This window comes from Noviherbaspirillum sp. UKPF54 (genome assembly GCF_007874125.1).
In the GTDB taxonomy this organism is placed as follows: domain Bacteria; phylum Pseudomonadota; class Gammaproteobacteria; order Burkholderiales; family Burkholderiaceae_D; genus Noviherbaspirillum.
In genome coordinates, this window is record NZ_CP040128.1 from 2,984,680 (window position 1) to 3,001,552 (window position 16,873).

Annotated in this window: 15 protein-coding genes; 6 read left to right on the forward strand and 9 right to left on the reverse strand. The window is 60.4% G+C overall.

The genetic code is table 11. The annotated features are described in order from the left end of the window. Nucleotides 1-226: 226 nt before the first annotated feature. From FAY22_RS13755 to FAY22_RS13775, 5 genes are all read right to left on the reverse strand, one after another. Nucleotides 227-637 (reverse strand): NUDIX domain-containing protein, encoded by a 411-nt coding sequence (locus FAY22_RS13755; protein ID WP_146330736.1) that lies wholly within the window; start codon nt 635-637, stop codon nt 227-229. Between the two features lie 24 nt (nt 638-661). Then, on the reverse strand, nt 662-1,534 hold the full coding sequence (locus FAY22_RS13760; RefSeq protein WP_146330737.1) for an ATP-binding protein: 873 nt from the start codon (nt 1,532-1,534) through the stop codon (nt 662-664). Between the two features lies 1 nt (nt 1,535). After that, a complete protein-coding gene (gene argJ, locus FAY22_RS13765) occupies nt 1,536-2,774 on the reverse strand; it encodes a bifunctional glutamate N-acetyltransferase/amino-acid acetyltransferase ArgJ (protein WP_146330738.1) in 1,239 nt (412 codons plus the stop codon). Nucleotides 2,775-2,926: 152 nt separating this feature from the next. Further along, nucleotides 2,927-5,689 (reverse strand): preprotein translocase subunit SecA, encoded by a 2,763-nt coding sequence (secA, locus tag FAY22_RS13770; protein WP_146330739.1) that lies wholly within the window; start codon nt 5,687-5,689, stop codon nt 2,927-2,929. Nucleotides 5,690-5,969: 280 nt separating this feature from the next. Beyond that, nucleotides 5,970-6,926, reverse strand: coding sequence for a M23 family metallopeptidase (locus FAY22_RS13775; protein ID WP_146330740.1), 957 nt, complete (start codon nt 6,924-6,926; stop codon nt 5,970-5,972). Nucleotides 6,927-6,980: 54 nt separating this feature from the next. On the opposite strand from FAY22_RS13775, the gene FAY22_RS13780 reads away from it, so the two are divergent. Then, entirely contained in the window at nt 6,981-7,487 is a 507-nt protein-coding gene (locus tag FAY22_RS13780; protein WP_146330741.1) for a DciA family protein, read from the forward strand. Nucleotides 7,488-7,540: 53 nt separating this feature from the next. Here FAY22_RS13780 and lpxC read toward each other — a convergent pair whose 3' ends face one another. From lpxC to glpD, 3 genes are all read right to left on the reverse strand, one after another. Further along, a complete protein-coding gene (gene lpxC, locus FAY22_RS13785) occupies nt 7,541-8,476 on the reverse strand; it encodes a UDP-3-O-acyl-N-acetylglucosamine deacetylase (RefSeq protein WP_146330742.1) in 936 nt (311 codons plus the stop codon). A 109-nt stretch (nt 8,477-8,585) separates the two neighbouring features. Next, entirely contained in the window at nt 8,586-10,082 is a 1,497-nt protein-coding gene (gene glpK, locus FAY22_RS13790; RefSeq protein WP_146330743.1) for a glycerol kinase GlpK, read from the reverse strand. A 32-nt stretch (nt 10,083-10,114) separates the two neighbouring features. After that, nucleotides 10,115-11,689, reverse strand: a complete 1,575-nt coding sequence (glpD, locus tag FAY22_RS13795; protein WP_146330744.1) for a glycerol-3-phosphate dehydrogenase — start codon at nt 11,687-11,689, stop codon at nt 10,115-10,117. Between the two features lie 156 nt (nt 11,690-11,845). On the opposite strand from glpD, the gene FAY22_RS13800 reads away from it, so the two are divergent. Then, the gene (locus FAY22_RS13800) at nt 11,846-12,607 is read left to right on the forward strand and encodes a DeoR/GlpR family DNA-binding transcription regulator (protein WP_146330745.1); all 762 of its coding nucleotides are present in this window, start codon (nt 11,846-11,848) and stop codon (nt 12,605-12,607) included. 63 nt (nt 12,608-12,670) lie between these two features. Here FAY22_RS13800 and FAY22_RS13805 read toward each other — a convergent pair whose 3' ends face one another. Then, complete coding sequence (locus FAY22_RS13805; RefSeq protein ID WP_146330746.1) at nt 12,671-13,177, reverse strand: peroxiredoxin; 507 nt, start codon at nt 13,175-13,177, stop codon at nt 12,671-12,673. A 342-nt stretch (nt 13,178-13,519) separates the two neighbouring features. On the opposite strand from FAY22_RS13805, the gene nirK reads away from it, so the two are divergent. The 4 genes from nirK (at nt 13,520) to FAY22_RS22370 (ending at nt 16,872) form a co-directional block, all read left to right on the forward strand. Then, complete coding sequence (nirK, locus tag FAY22_RS13810; RefSeq protein ID WP_246860760.1) at nt 13,520-14,974, forward strand: copper-containing nitrite reductase; 1,455 nt, start codon at nt 13,520-13,522, stop codon at nt 14,972-14,974. Nucleotides 14,975-15,004: 30 nt separating this feature from the next. Next, entirely contained in the window at nt 15,005-15,811 is an 807-nt protein-coding gene (locus tag FAY22_RS13815; RefSeq protein WP_146330748.1) for a formylglycine-generating enzyme family protein, read from the forward strand. Further along, the gene (locus tag FAY22_RS13820) at nt 15,808-16,437 is read left to right on the forward strand and encodes an SCO family protein (protein ID WP_146330749.1); all 630 of its coding nucleotides are present in this window, start codon (nt 15,808-15,810) and stop codon (nt 16,435-16,437) included. Before FAY22_RS13815 ends, FAY22_RS13820 begins: the two co-directional genes overlap by 4 nt. Before the next feature lie 222 nt (nt 16,438-16,659). After that, nucleotides 16,660-16,872, forward strand: coding sequence for a GDCCVxC domain-containing (seleno)protein (locus FAY22_RS22370; RefSeq protein ID WP_146330002.1), 213 nt, complete (start codon nt 16,660-16,662; stop codon nt 16,870-16,872). Nucleotide 16,873 lies beyond the last annotated feature (1 nt).

Genomic DNA, 16,873 nt, shown 5'->3' on the forward strand with positions numbered 1-16,873 from the left:
AATTCAGCAACATGTATGCCAAAAAAGATAAATCAATGAATTCAGTGGGTTATGAAAAATTGCGGGGACTGAAGCTTACCCAGAGGTGTACACAAAAATGGACACCCATATCGTTTTCGGTACAAGAGAAAGGAAAAGCCCTTGAAAAACAAGGATTAGCGAAGATGTATTAAATTCAATACACTGTACTGAATTTAATACACGCAGCAAAGCCTGTAATGGCCCGTCAGCTTGCGTAGCGCAGCTTATCCAGCCACTCGATGAGCGGAATCGTCGCCGGCAGGAGCGGCTCGACGCCGACGCTCCCCTGCCAGGCAAATGCCTGCCCTTCCAGGCTTTGCGGCTCGCCCTGCCAGTCCCGGCTGAGATAGAAATGCAGCCGCACATGGGCGTGCGGATACACGTATTCGACGCCGCACCACGGTTCAGCAGAGACGACGATCATTCCCAATTCTTCTACGAACTCGCGCTTGAGCGCATCGAGGATCGATTCATCGGGCTCGACCTTCCCCCCAGGGAATTCCCAGTACCCGGCGTAAGGCTTGCCGTCCGGACGCTGCGCCAGCAGCACGTCGCCATTGGGCTTCATCAGGATGCCAACGGCGACATCGATCGGGGGACGAACAGGAAGTGACATGCGAAATTCGACGAAGACGGTTTGTTATTGGATCTTGCCCGCATAATCCCGGGCAAACTGCCAGGCAACCCGCCCCGAGCGTGAGCCGCGCTGCAGCGCCCAGCGCAGGGCATCGGGCCGCGCCGCGTCGACCTGCTGATCGTTGCATCCAAAGTGGCGCAGCCAGTGCGCGACGATGTCGAGGTAATCGTCCTGTTTGAATGGATAAAACGATACCCACAGGCCGAAGCGCTCGGACAGGGAAATTTTTTCCTCGACCGTTTCACCCGGATGCAGGTCGCCGTCCTCGGTATGCACATAGCTCGCATTGTCGGACATGCGTTCGGGCATCAGATGGCGGCGATTGGACGTCGCGTAAATCAGCACATTGTCCGACTGCGCCGAGATGCTGCCGTCCAGCGTCACCTTGAGCGCCTTGTAGCCGCCCTCGCCTTCTTCAAACGAGAGGTCGTCGCAAAAGATGACGAAGCGCTCCGGCCGCCGCGCCACCAAATCGACGATGTCCGGCAGGTCGGAGAGATCGTCCTTATCGACTTCGATCAGGCGCAAGCCCTGGTCCGCAAACTGATTCAGGCAGGCCTTGATCAGCGACGACTTGCCAGTGCCGCGCGCACCGGTCAGCAAGACGTTGTTGGCCGGACGCCCCAGCACGAACTGGCGGGTATTTTGCTCGATCTGTTGTTTTTGCGGGTCGATATTATGCAGGTCGGACAATGCAATGCGGGCCATATGCGCGACCGGCTGCAGGTAGCCGCGGCTGTCTTTTCCACTCTGCTTGCGCCAGCGAAATGCTGGACTGACATTCCAGTCCAGCACCGGGCTTGGATGCGGCAACACTGCCTCCAAGCGCGCCAACAGCATTTCAGCACGCTCGAGAAACTGTTCAAGCTGGGACATGTCAGGAACGGTAATCGGCGTTGATACTCACGTATTCGTGCGAAAAATCGCAAGTCCAGACCGTCGCACTCGCATTGCCGCGCGCAAGCTTGACGCGGATGGTGATCTCGCTCTGCTTCATCACGCGCTGGCCATCCTCTTCCTTGTAGTCCGGATTGCGGCCGCCATTCTTCGCCACCCAGACATCGTCCAGGTACAGGTTCAACTTGCTCACATCCAGGTCATTCACGCCCGCGTAACCGATCGCCGCGAGGATGCGGCCGAGATTCGGATCGGATGCGTAGAACGCGGTCTTGACCAGCGGCGAATGACCAATCGCATACGCGATCTTGCGGCACTCCTCGACGCTGGCGCCATCCTCCACCGCAATGGTGATGAACTTGGTCGCGCCTTCGCCGTCGCGCACGATCATCTGTGCCAGTTCCTGCGACAGTGCCTTGACCGCCGCGAACAGCGCAGCGTATTCAGGCGAATCGATATTGCCGACTTCAAGCTGCGAAGTGCCGGTGGCGATCAGCATGAAGGAATCGTTGGTCGACGTGTCGCCGTCGATCGTGATGCAATTGAACGACTTGTCCGCCACCTCCTTGACCATGTGTTCCAGCACCGGTTGCGCGACCTTGGCATCGGTGGCGACGAAGCCGAGCATGGTGGCCATGTTCGGCTTGATCATACCGGCCCCCTTGCTGATGCCTGTCAGGGTCACGGTGACGCCATTGATGACCACGGTGCGCGACGCCGCCTTCGGCTGCGTGTCGGTGGTCATAATGGATTCGGCGGCGTTGTACCAGTTGTCCGTCTTCAGGTTCGCGATCGCCTGCGGCAAGCCGGCCTTGATGCGATCGACCGGCAGCGGCTCCAGGATCACGCCTGTGGAAAAAGGAAGAATCTGCGAAGGGTCGCACGCGAGCAGGTCAGCCAGTGCCACGCAAGTCGCATTGGCATCGGCCAGACCAGCCTCTCCCGTTCCCGCATTCGCATTGCCGGTATTGATCACGAGGGCGCGAATCGGCGCACCTGCCATGCGCAAGCCTTCCAGGTGCGCCTTGCACACCTGCACGGGTGCAGCGCAAAAACGGTTGGTGGTAAACACGCCCGCCACGGTGGCCGTCGGCGCCAGCTTCATGACCAGCAAATCCTTGCGGTTGGCTTTGCGCACGCCGGCTTCGGCATGACCAAGTTCGATGCCGGCGACGGGTTTCAGGTCGGCGGCGACAGGAAAAGGGAGATTGACGGCCATAAGCGTAGGTTGCCCGGATAAAGAAAAGGAAGACCGATATTCTAAACCGATCACGGAAAGCAGACGCGCAAATAAAAAGGGCGGATCGCTCCGCCCTTTTGCAGCCACCAGACTCGCTGGCGAACAAGCCGTCAAATCAGCAGCCTTAAGCCTTACGCCAGTTTCCCGTGGCACTGCTTGTACTTCTTGCCACTGCCGCACGGGCACGGATCGTTGCGCCCGACCTTCGGCACGGCATTCACCATCGGCTGGTTGCCGGTCTCCGCCTGTGAAGTCGGCGCCAGCAATTCTTCGGGCGCCGCGTTCGGATTGAAGTCGGCGTGCTCGTAGTGCACGTTTTCGACGTGCGACTGCGCCAACTGCTCCTCGGCCGCATCGATCTCTTCGCGCGACTGGATACGCACGGTCATCACGATGCGCACCACCTCGTTCTTGATCAGCTCCAGCATTTGGCCGAACAGCTCGAATGCTTCGCGCTTGTACTCCTGCTTCGGGTTCTTCTGCGCATAACCGCGCAGGTGGATGCCCTGGCGCAGGTGATCCAGTGCCGCCAGGTGCTCGCGCCAGTGCGTGTCGATACTTTGCAGCATGACGCTGCGCTCGAAGCCGGCAAACGCCGTCTTGCCGATGATTTCCACCTTGGCGTTGTACGAATCGTCGGCAACCTTGAGCACGCGCTCGAGCAGATCTTCCGCCGTCAGGTTCGGTTCGGCCTCCAGCATCTTCGCCAGCGGCACTTCCAGCTGCCACTCGTTGGCGAGCGTCGCTTCGAGCCCCTTGATGTCCCACTGCTCTTCCACCGATTCCGGCGGCACGTGGGCATGGAACAGGTCGGTGAACACGCCTTGGCGCAGCGAAGCGATCAGCTCGGAAATATCCACCGATTCGAGCAGCTCGTTACGCTGCTGGTAGATGACCTTGCGCTGGTCGTTTGCCACATCGTCGTATTCAAGCAGCTGCTTGCGGATATCGAAGTTGCGCCCTTCCACCTTGCGCTGCGCGGACTCGATCGAACGCGAGACGATGCCTGCCTCGATCGGTTCGCCTTCCGGCATCTTGAGGCGATCCATGATCGCGCGCACGCGGTCGCCGGCAAAAATGCGCAGCAAGGGATCGTCCAGCGACAGATAGAAGCGCGACGAACCGGGGTCGCCCTGGCGCCCGGAGCGACCGCGCAACTGGTTGTCGACCCGGCGCGATTCGTGACGCTCGGTGCCGATGATGTGCAAGCCGCCGGCCGACACCACGTGGTCGTGCAGCGACTGCCACTCGTCACGCAGTTTCTTTGCATGCGCCTGCTTCTCTTCGTCGGAGAGGTTGGGGTCGGCTTCGATGAACTGGATCTGCTTTTCGACATTACCGCCCAACACGATGTCGGTACCGCGGCCCGCCATGTTGGTGGCGATCGTGATCATTTTCGGGCGCCCCGCCTGTGCCACGATTTCCGCTTCGCGCGCGTGCTGCTTGGCGTTGAGCACGTTGTGCGGCAGCTTGTTCTTGGTCAGGATATTCGACAGCAGCTCCGAATTCTCGATCGAGGTGGTGCCGACCAGCACCGGCTGTCCGCGCTCGTAGCAATCCTTGATATCGGCAAGCATCGCGTTGTACTTCTCTTGCGCGCTCTTGTACACCTGGTCCTGGCGGTCCTTGCGCTGGCTCGGCCGGTTCGGCGGAATCACCACGGTTTCGAGGCCATAGATTTCCTGGAATTCGTAGGCTTCGGTGTCGGCCGTACCGGTCATGCCGGCCAGCTTGCCGTACATGCGGAAGTAGTTCTGGAACGTGATGGACGCGAGCGTCTGGTTCTCGTTCTGGATCTTTACGCCTTCCTTCGCTTCGACCGCCTGATGCAGGCCATCGGACCAGCGGCGCCCGGTCATCAGGCGACCGGTGAATTCGTCGACGATGACGACTTCACCGTTTTGCACCACGTAATGCTGGTCCTTGTGATACAGCGTGTGTGCGCGCAGGGCGGCGTACAGGTGGTGGATCAGCGTGATATTGGCCGCATCGTACAGCGAGGCGCCTTCCGGCAGCAGGCCCATGCGCGTCAAGATCTGTTCAGCCTTTTCGTGGCCGGCTTCGGTCAGCAGCACCTGATGCGATTTCTCGTCCTTGGTGTAATCGCCCGGAACCTCGATCTTACCCTTGCCGTCCGGCGTCTCTTCACCGATCTGCAGCGTCAGCAGCGGCGGCACTTGGTTAATCTTCAGATACAGGTCAGTGTGATCTTCCGCCTGTCCGGAAATGATCAGCGGCGTACGCGCCTCGTCGATCAGGATCGAGTCGACTTCATCGACCACCGCGAAGTTGAGGCTGCGCTGCACGCGGTCGCCGGCATCGTAGACCATGTTGTCGCGCAGGTAGTCGAAGCCGAATTCGTTATTGGTGCCGTAGGTGATGTCGGCGGCGTATGCCTGCTGCTTGGCGTCGTGATCCATCTGGGACAGGTTAATCCCCGTGGTCAAACCCAGCCAGCCGTACAGCCGGCCCATCCATTCCGCGTCGCGCTGCGCGAGGTAATCGTTGACCGTGACCACGTGCACGCCTTTGCCCGACAACGCATTCAGATAGGCGGCCAAGGTTGCCATCAGCGTCTTGCCCTCGCCGGTCGCCATTTCGGCGATTTTGCCGTAGTGCAAAACCATGCCGCCGATAAGCTGCACATCGAAGTGGCGCATTTTCAGCACGCGCTTGCTCGCCTCGCGGCACACGGCAAAGGCTTCCACCAAGATGTCATCCAGCGATGCGCCTTTGGCAATACGCTCCTTGAATTCGGGCGTCTTGGCCTGAAGTTCGGCGTCGGAAAGCTTTTCCATTGCCGGCTCAAGCGCATTTATTTCACGCACCGTTTTTTGATATTGCTTGATCAGTCGCTGATTGCGGCTGCCGAAAATCTGGGTCAGTAATGACATGCTTGAATTCTTAAAATGGCGCTGCACGCTCGCGGAGCTACATGACCTGTAGCCATCGTTGCAGGGGCCGGGCCTAGGCTAAATTGCGAATTTTATCATGCGCCCCGATGCTCACTACCCTCGGCGGCGGCGAGATCTCGAACATGGAACGCATCCGACATTTGCCGACCCGAGAAATTCGGAGCCGGTAAACATTTAATTGTGCTTCAAGATGGGGATTAATAGCGTAGAAACAATAGCTTAGGGCCGAAGATTTTTGAGAATCATTGAGAAACTGCAATCATTTCGCCATAAGTGCGGCCATTTTTGCCTGATTGGCGCCGGCCGAGAGAAACTTGTGCGGATCTTGCTGCATACCCTTGACCAGCACTTCGAAATGCAGATGCGGCCCGGTCGAGCGGCCCGTGGAGCCGATATCGGCGATGTGCTGGCCACGCTTGACGATGTCGCCCACCTTCATCAGCAGGCGCGAGGCATGAGCGTACCGTGTCACGATGTCGTTGCCATGATCGATCTCGATCATGTTGCCGTATTGATGGTGATATTCGGCGGCGATAATCACGCCGCCGGCGGCAGCCACAATCGGCGTGCCCACCGCCGAGGCAAAATCGATTCCCTCATGAAACGCACTGCGACCGGTAAACGGATCGACGCGCCATCCGAACCCGGACGCGTTGTAAGCAACATTGACCGGTTGAATCGTCGGCAACAGCTTGGTCCTGATCTTATTGCTCATCAGGGCAGTCTCCACCACATTCATGTAGTCGGCACGATGTTCCACGTCCCTTGCCATAGCGTCCAGCGCTTGCTGGAATTCGCTCATGCTCAGTGACATTTCTTTCCCGCTGGCCGGCTCGGCGCCTCCCCGGCCCGGCAATTCCTTGAAATTGAATTCTTGCGGCTTGACGCCTGCTAAGCCCTGGACCCGCTCGCCCAGCGCATCCAGGCGCATTAACTGGGCTTGCATTTCCCCAAGCTTCATCGCCATGGCGGCGAGATTTTCCTTGATGTACTTATCCTTCTTGCTGGGATCGTCGAAGTCATGCGTGGCGGACGCCACCATATCGCGCATCAGGGGAATGTTCAGATCCGCCGCATGACGGAAAGTGAGGTAATACAGCAGGGATGCCGCCATGATGACCGAAAACACGAAACCCAGTGCTGCCAGTATCAGGTGCCAGTGCGTGAGCGTCACCGTCTTCGCGCTGAAGCGCGGGTGTAGCAGAATAATTTGCATTTCCTCTCCTCCGATTCGTCCATCGGCGATGAGCTGTGATAAGGTGCGAGCATCATGCGTCCGCCCTCATTTCTGTTGTCTCAATCCGGCGCCAAAACCATGCGCAAGTCCGCATCAACACAAGGAATAACAGACTTTTTGCGTGCAAACGAGAAGCTAGCTTCTCTGCTGCCGGCGGCTAGGCGCATCATGATGTTGCAAAGAGAGTGCGTCCAGGTTCTTCCCGCGATGTTCGAAGTCTGTACGGTGATGCAGTTCGACGCAGGCCAGTTGATACTTGCCACTCCGAACGCCGCTGTCGCGACAAAATTGAAGCAGCAACTGCCTAAACTGCAAGACAATTTGCTGAAGCGAGGATGGCAGGTTAACGCAATACGAATTAAAGTGCAACCTGGAAAGATTGCAGAAAAGCAACAACCTCCAGCCAAGCAATTGGTCCTGCCAAGGCAAGCAGTTTCGGCGCTGGCCGAGTTAAAACACTCGCTGGAAAGCGACAAGGGCAACGAAGCGCTGACGGCAGCGCTGGGACGGATGCTGAACCGTCATCGTGACGAATGCTGAGGCTCTTCCGCGCATCCATAGCGCGGAAAACGACCGGCCCGCCAGTCCGAATACTAGGTAAACGCCCACTCCTGCCCGGCCTGGCGCACATAGGCGCGCGGCGCATATTCCTCGGCGTCGAATGTGACGATCTCGTATGCCTCGGGCTGCGCCAGCAATGCCCGTAACAATTGATTGTTCAGGGAATGGCCGGACTTGTGGGCGGTATAGCTGGCGAGCAGCGGATGGCCGACCAGGTAAAGGTCGCCGATGGCGTCGAGAATCTTGTGCCGGACAAACTCGTTGTCATAACGCAGTCCATCAGGATTAAGGATGCGATACTCGTCCATCACGATCGCATTCTCCAGCGAACCGCCGCGCGCCAAGCCCATGCCACGCAGCGTTTCGACATCCTGCATGAACCCGAAGGTGCGGGCGCGCGAAATCTCCTTGACATAGGATTCGCTGCCGAAGTCGACTTCCGCGACTTGGCCGGTGCCATCGACGGCCGGATGCTTGAATTCGATGAAAAACTTTAGCCTAAAGCCATTGTACGGATCGAGGCGCGCCCATTTCTCGTTATCGCCCTGGCCCTCGCGGACTTCCACCGGCTTGATCACCCGGATGAATTTCTTGGGCGCGTTCTGCTCCTGCAAGCCTGCTTGCTGCAACAGGAACACGAACGAGGAAGCCGAGCCATCCATGATCGGAATTTCTTCGGCGGTGACATCGACATACAGATTATCGATGCCCAGGCCAGCACAGGCGGACATCAGGTGCTCGACGGTGGAGACCTTGACACCATTGTTGTCGAGCGTGGATGCCATGCGCGTGTCGCCGACGCCGGTGGCACTGGAAGGCAGGTCGACCGGCGGGGTGATATCCACGCGGCGGAACACGATGCCGGTGTCCGGGGCAGCCGGACGCAGGGTCAACTCAACCTTGGTGCCGGAGTGAAGTCCGACGCCGACAGTCTTGACGAGTTGTTTGACGGTACGTTGCTTGAGCATCGTTGGATTATAACAACTTACCGACGAGTCAGTTGTTTGGAGAGGTAAGTTTGTTGGACCTACACCACGCAAAACATATCAAGCTGCCAAGCCCGCCAACGATCTCTGCCTATTCTGCCCATTGGCGCGCGCGCTCCACCGCACGCCGCCACGTTGCCAGCCGCTGCCCCCTTTCCTCCGCCGGCATGACCGGCTCGAAACGCCGCTGCGCCTGCCATTGCGCCGCGATTTCTTGCTGCGATTCCCAGTAACTGACGGCAAGCCCGGCCAGATAGGCTGCGCCCAATGCCGTCGTTTCCGTCACGACCGGACGCACCACCGGCACGCCCAGCACATCGGCCTGGAATTGCATCAGCAAGTCGTTGCGGGCGGCCCCGCCGTCGACCCGCAGCTCCTTCAGCTCGATGGCCGCGTCCTTTTGCATCGCTTCCAGCACGTCCGCGCTCTGATATGCAATGCTGGCCAGGGTCGCCCTGGCGATATGCGCCTTGGTCGTGCCTCGCGTCATGCCGACGATCGTGCCGCGCGCATAGGCATCCCAGTACGGCGCGCCAAGCCCGGCAAAGGCGGGCACGACGAACACGCCGCCGGTATCCGGCACGATGGAGGCAAGCGCCTCGACTTCCGCCGAACTCTGGATGATGCCAAGGCCATCGCGCAGCCACTGCACGGCAGCGCCGGCATTGAATACGCTACCTTCCAGCATGTAGTCGGTTTGGCCCGGCAGCGTTTTCCCGAAGGTCCAGCCGATGGTAGTCAACAAGTGGTTTTGCGATGCGATTGCCTGCCTGCCGGTATTCATCAGCATGAAGCAGCCAGTGCCATAGGTATTCTTCGCCATGCCGGGCTGATGGCAAGCCTGGCCGAAGGTCGCGGCCTGCTGGTCGCCGGCGATGCCGGCAATCGGGATGGCACCGCCGAACAGTTCGGGGTGCGTCTTGCCGACGACGCCACTGCTAGGCACCACCTGCGGCAACAGGGCATGCGGGATATCGAGCAGGGCCAGCAGTTCCTCGTCCCACCGCAGGGTGTGGATATTGAACAGCATGGTGCGCGATGCATTGCTGCTGTCGGTGACGTGGGCGCCGCACAGCTTGTAAATCAGCCAGGAATCGATGGTGCCGAAGGCGAGTTCGCCCCGCTCGGCCCTGGCGCGCGCGCCGGGCACATTGTCGAGCAGCCATTTCACCTTGGTGCCGGAAAAATATGCATCGATCACCAAGCCCGTTTTTTGCTGGATCAGGATTTCCTTGCCCTGCGCGCGCAGCGCATCGCACAGATCGGCGGTGCGCCGGTCCTGCCAGACGATCGCCTCGGCGATCGGCTCGCCCGTCGCCCGGTCCCACAATACGGTGGTTTCGCGCTGATTGGTGATGCCGACGGCGGCCACCTCGGATGCAGCTACGCCGCCCTGCTTGAGCACTTGCTGCGCCACGGCCAGCTGGCTGCGCCAGATTTCATAGGCATCGTGCGCCACCCAGCCGGGTTGCGGAAATATCTGCCGGAACTCCTGCTGTGCGATGCCATGAATCCGTCCGCCGTGATCGAAAAGGATGGCGCGCGAACTGGTCGTGCCTTGGTCGAAGGCGAGGATATATTTGGTCATCGGTGGCTCGCTATCAAAATGCGGTGAAGACGTCAGAAAGCGTGGCTTGCACGACGCTCGGTGGATGCATGTTTGTCCCTGGTGTTGCGATTGGCCTTCATCCAGCGGTCGAGCTTCGCTTCGGCGTCGGTCGGCAGATGCAGGCCCAGCTTGGAGCGCCTCCAAAGTATGTCCCGCGCGGTAAGTGCCCATTCGAGTTGCATCAAGTAATCCACTTCCGCCGCATACACTCCAGGCAAGACCTCTTCGCCCATCTCCGCCAGAGTGCGACGCCCGGCCAGCAGCGTGTCGGTGCGCGTGCCGTAGGCGCGCGCATAGCGCGCAGTCAGCGCACCCGGCAGCCATCGGTATTTTTGTTGCAGCTGCTGCACGTAGCTGTCGAATTCAAGCACCGAGCGATTGGAGGGATGCGCGCCGAACAGGTCGCCGCCGGGCAGGCAAGCCTGCTCGGTCCATGCGCCGCGGGCGACGGGCAAGGAGGCTGCGAGCATGTCGACAGCCTCTTCCGCCAGCTTGCGGAAGGTCGTAATCTTGCCCCCGAAAACGGACAGCAGCGGCGCTCCCCGCCTGTCGAGCTCCAGCCGGTAATCCCGCGTGACGGCGGAGGCGGATGCCGCCTCGTCTTCCACCAGCGGGCGCACGCCGGAATAGCTCCACACGACATCGGCCGGCACGATCGAGCGCCGGAAGTAACGGCTCGACAGCGCGCACAGATAGCTGATCTCTTCCTGTTCGATCGCCACCGCGTCGACATCCCCCTTGTAATCGAGGTCGGTGGTGCCGATCAGCGTGAAGTCCTGCTCGTAGGGGATGGCGAAAACGATGCGGCCGTCGGGATGCTGGAAGATGTAGGCGTAGGGATGGTCGAACAGGCGCTTGACGACGATGTGGCTGCCCTTGATCAGGCGCAGCGACTTCGCGGACGGCTGCCGCGCAGCGGTCTGCAGGAAGTGGGCGGCCCAGGGACCGGCGGCGTTGACCAGGGCGCGCGCCCGGACGGTCAAGGTGCCGCCTTCGCCGCGCAACGATGCAATCCAGCCATTGTCCTCGCGGCGCACCGACTCGCAGCGGGTCCGGGTCAGCACGCGCGCGCCGTGGTCGGCAGCATCGACCGCGTTGAGCACGACCAGGCGCGCGTCGTCGACCCAGCCGTCGGAGTACACGAAGCCGCGCGAAAATTTCGGCTTGAGTGGCTGGCCGGCCTGGTGCTCGCGCAGGCTCACGCCGCGCGACCCCGGCAGCAGTTCGCGGCGCGCCAGGTTGTCGTAGATGAACAGGCCTGCGCGCAGCATCCATGCCGGACGCTGGCCCTTATCGACAGGCATGACGAAGCGCAGCGGCTTGATGATGTGCGGCGCAGAGCGCAGCAGCACTTCGCGCTCGATCAGCGCCTTGCGCACCAATCCGAACTCGTAGTATTCGAGATAGCGCAGACCACCGTGGATCAGCTTGGACGAGGCGGAAGAGGTATGCGAGGCCAGGTCGTCTTTTTCGCATAGCACGACCGACAGCCCGCGCCCCGCGGCGTCGCGCGCGATGCCGGCGCCGTTGATGCCGCCGCCGACGACCAGCAGGTCGCACTCGATATTGCCTTGGCCTTTTTCCATCGCTCTCGCACCCGAAAGTGAATTTATGTAAGATGACCGCACGTAAGATACGCTGAAACACGAAATTAAATCAACAATTATTTTGACTATATTTGTTCGTTTTTGTTCGTTTTAAATAGCTACTTCTTCTTTTCAACTATTTCCCGGAGAAAAGGTATGGCCCTCAATCCACGTCAACGGCGCCTTCTGGAGGTCGTCCGGCAGCGCGTGACGATGTCGGTGGAAGAGCTGGCGCAAGAGCTGGACGTGACGCCGCAGACGGTGCGCCGGGATGTCAAGCAGATGGAGGAAGCCAAGCTGCTGGCGCGCTACCATGGCGGCGTGGGGCTGCCCTCTTCGGTCGAAAATATCGACTACAACCAGCGCCAGGTGATGAATATCGAGGCCAAGCGCCGCATCGCGAAGGCCGTGGCCAGGCAGGTGCCGCCGGGCTGTTCGCTGTTGATCAATATCGGCACCACCACCGAGGAAGTGGCGCGTGCGCTGGCGCACCATCCCGGCTTGCATGTGGTGACCAACAACCTGAACGTTGCCGCGATCCTGGCCGACAACCCGCAATGCGAAGTAATCGTGGCCGGAGGCGTGGTACGCGCACGCGACCGCGGCATCGTCGGCGAAGCGACCATCGATTTCATCCGCCAGTTCAAGGTCGATATCGGCATCATCGGCATTTCCAGCATCGAGGCGGACGGCACGCTACGCGACTTCGATCCACGCGAAGTGAAGGTGGCGCAGGCGATCATCGAGCAGTCGCGCGAAGTGTGGCTGGTGGCGGACCACGACAAGTTCGGGCGCCAGGCGCTGGTGCGCATGGCTCACATGTCGCAGGTCGACATCCTGTTTACCGACGCGAGGCCGCCGGAAGCCTTGAACAAGATGTTGAAGGAAGCGCAGGTCAAGGTCGTCATCGCTTCCTGATGCAGGCGGACTGCCACAAAAAACGGCGCCGGAGCGCCGTTTTTCTCGTTCTTCGCAATCGATTCAGCCCAATTGCTTCAGTAACGTTTCCGCATTGGATACCTCGAACTTGCCTGGCTGTTCGACGTTGAGCTGTTTCACGACACCATCCTCGACCAGCATCGAATAGCGCTGCGAACGGATGCCCATGCCTCTGGCCGTGAGATCGAACTCCAGCCCGAGCGCCTTGGTGAAGGCCGCGCTGCCGTCGGCCATCATGCGCACCACGCCGGTCGCCTTCTGGTCGCGCCCCCAGGCGCCCATCACGAATGCGTCGTTGACCGAGATGCACCAGATTTCATCAACGCCCTTGGCCTTGAACTTGTCGGCCGCCGCGACATAGCCTGGCACATGCTGAGCCGAACAGGTCGGGGTGAAAGCGCCCGGCAGGCCGAAGATCGCGATTTTCTTGCCCTTCGTCAGCTCGCCGACCTGGAAGGTATTGGGGCCGAGGGAGCAGCCCTCGGATGCGGTTTCGATAAATTCCGACAGGGTGCCTTCGGGCAGGCGTTCGCCCACTTTGATCGTCATGATGCGGTCCTCTTCTCTTTTTAATGTGGCAAAGAAAAAACGCCGCGCCCACCCGGGCGCGGCGTGCAAACCGCAGTATGCCTCGTTCCAGCGAACGTTGCAGAAAGGCTCGGCAGCCCCGCATCCATATACCGGGTTTCGCGCGTGGCGTCTATATGGCAAAGGGATGACCGCCTATCCTCCCCTTTGCGTGTATTCGGAGAAAATTGATTTGAGTCAATCACAATAGATGTATCCGGCAGGTATCTTCCGTCCAAGCAACTCATTTTTTACTCATTGCCTCAAAGGCCCATCATGAAAGCTTCGATCAAGACGATATCCGCCCTGCTTGCAGCGGCAGGCATGGCAATCAGCCTGTCTCTCCCCGGCGTCAATGCATTCGCCGCCAAACCGGCTCCGGCCAAATCGGCGGGCGATTTCGGCCCGCCGCAAGGGCCGGCCATTCACGCCACGCTGACCAGCCCGCCGTTTGTTCCGCCTCCGATCAAGCGCAAGTACCCGGCCAAGGTCATCGTCGACCTCGAAGTCGTCGAAAAGGAAATGCAAATTTCGGAAGGCGTCAGCTACACCTTCTGGACCTTCGGCGGCACCGTCCCCGGCAGCTTCATCCGCGTGCGTCAGGGCGATACCGTCGAGTTTCACCTGAAGAATCACCCGAGCAGCAAGATGCCGCATAACATCGACCTGCACGGCGTGACCGGCCCGGGCGGCGGCGCCGCGTCGAGCTTCACCGCGCCGGGACATGAATCGCAATTCACCTTCAAGGCACTCAACGAAGGCCTGTATGTCTACCACTGCGCCACCGCGCCGGTCGGCATGCATATCGCCAACGGCATGTACGGCCTGATCCTGGTCGAGCCGCCGGAAGGCTTGCCGCCGGTCGACCGCGAATACTATGTGATGCAGGGCGATTTCTACACCACCGGCAAGTATCGCGAAAAAGGCGCGCAGCCGTTCGACATGGAAAAGGCGATCGATGAACGGCCGACCTATGTCGTGTTCAACGGAGCCGAAGGCTCGCTCACCGGCGACAAGGCGTTGAAGGCGAACACCAATGAAAAGGTGCGCCTGTTCGTCGGCAACGGCGGCCCGAACCTGGTGTCGAGCTTCCATGTGATCGGCGCGATTTTCGACCGCGTGCGCTTCGAAGGCGGCACCCGCACCCAGGAAAACGTGCAGACCACGATGATTCCCGCCGGTGGCGCTGCGGTCGTCGAGTACACCACCCACGTGCCGGGCAGCTATCCGCTGGTCGATCACTCGATCTTCCGTGCCTTTAACAAGGGTGCGCTGGCGATCATGAAGGTCGACGGCCCGGAAAACAAGGCGATCTACTCCGGCAAGGAAGTGGACTCGGTCTACCTCGGCGACCGCGCACAGCCGAACATGGCCGCGGTGACTGCCGCGACCAAGGCTGCCGCGAGCGGCAAGCTGACTGCCGAAGACCAGATCAAGGCCGGCAGCCAGCTGTTTGCCGGCACCTGCTCGGTCTGCCACCAGAGCAACGGCGCGGGCCTGCCCGGCGTGTTCCCGCCGCTGGCGAAATCGGACTTCCTGAACGCGGACCACAAGCGCGCCATCGACATCGTGCTGCGCGGCCTGAACGGCAAGGTCACCGTCAACGGCAAGGAGTACGACTCGGTCATGCCGCCGATGAACCAGCTCAACGATGACGAGATCGCCAACATCCTGACCTACGTGATCAACAGCTGGGAAAACAAGGGTGGCCGCATCACCGTGGAAGAAGTCAAGGCAGCTCGCGCCAAGGCCGCACCGGCCGTGAACGCCGGCCACTAAGACGACACGGTAATCAAAGGAAGGCATGCGATGAGCAAGTTCCGTCAATCCCTTCACGCCACGGCAGTTGCAAGCGCACTGCTGCTGGCGGCAGGAATCGCATGCGCGGCGCCGGCCGGTGCGAACTATGCGCCTATCCAGGCCGGCGCTTTCACCAGCGTGCTTTCCGGCGACGCCGACAAGGAGCCGGTCAAGGTGGCGCCGTTCGCGCTGCGTACCACGCCGGTCACCAACGGCGAATTCCGCGACTTCGTATTGCGCCACCCGCAATGGCAGCGGGGGAAGATTCCCGCGACCTTTGCGGATGGCAGTTATCTGCACGACTGGCAAAGTCCGGCGGATCCCGGCGCCGACAAGGCAAACCAGCCGGTGACCAGCGTCAGCTGGTTTGCCGCGCAGGCTTTCTGCGAAAGCGAAGGCGCGCGGCTTCCCACCTGGTATGAATGGGAATACGTGGCGGCCGCCGATGACACCCATGCGGACGCGCGGCGCGACCCGTCCTGGCGCGCGCGCATCCTGAACTGGTACGGGCAATCGTCCAGCACGCCGCCGGCGGCGGTGGGCGGCCCCGCCAATTTTTACGGCGTGCGCGACATGCACGGACTGGTGTGGGAATGGGTCGATGACTTCAATGCCCTGCTGGTCAGCGCCGACAGCCGCAATCAGGGCGATCCGGACAAGCTGCAGTTTTGCGGCGCCGGCGCGATCAGCCTGCAGGACCGCGAAAACTATGCGGTGCTGATGCGCATCGCGCTGCTGTCCTCGCTGGGCGGCGCGGACACCACCAACAATCTCGGGTTTCGCTGCGCCCGGGGCAATGCAATGGAAGCGAAATGAAACAATATCTTCGAAAGAATGGCGCGCTGCTGCTGGCGAACCTGATGCTCGCCTGCGTTGCGCTGTATGAAGGCAATACACTGGCAAGAGCGGCGGAAACACCGGCCGCGAGCGTGGCGCCATTGCCGGGCGATTCGGTATATCAGCTGCAGGTGCCGCTGGTCAACCAGAACGGGCAGGCGTTCGAGCTGGCTTCGCGCCGGGGCAAGCCGTCCATCGTCAGCATGTTTTATACATCCTGCCAGTTTGTCTGTCCGATGCTGATCGAGACGGTCCAGGCCAACGAAGCGAAATTGACGCCGGATGAGCGCGCGCAGATTTCGACGCTATTGGTCAGCTTCGACCCGGTGCACGACGACGTGCCTGCGTTGAAGGCAGTGGTCGACAAGCGCAAGCTCGATGCCAGCCGCTGGTCGCTGACGCGCACCGATGCTGCAGCCGCGCGCAAGCTCGCGGCCGCGCTCGGCATCCAGTACCGCCAGCTGGCCAATGGCGATTTCAATCACAGCACCGTGCTGATCCTGCTCGATGCGCAGGGCCGTATCGTCGGTCGTACCAACAAGCTGGGTGCCGCCGATCCGGAATTCCTGAAGCAGATACGCGATACGCTGCACGCCTCAAAATGACTCTCGTGCCCGCGACACACGTGCTGTCGCGGCGCTTCATGCGTCGTCACGGCGCAGCCCTCTTCTCTTTCTAACGCAGCAAAGAAAAAACGCCGCACCAAGGTCTAGGCGTTAAGTTAACGTGTTGAAAAAATTAAGCCCGCGTAAGCAGCAATGCTCCGCGGGTTTTTCTTTGGGCTGCAGTATCATGGCTACTGTTTTCTCCTGCAGAGCCAATCAATAATGAGTACAGCCGTCCTCGAATCCGTGCTGACATGCCCGAACTGTGGTTTTGCCAAGCGCGAGACGATGCCTACCGACGCCTGCCAGTTCTACTACGAATGCGAGAACTGCAAGGCAATTCTTCGGCCCAAGCCAGGCGACTGCTGCGTCTTTTGCTCTTACGGGTCCGTAAAATGCCCGCCTATCCAGGAACAGCGGAGTTGTTGTGGCTGAG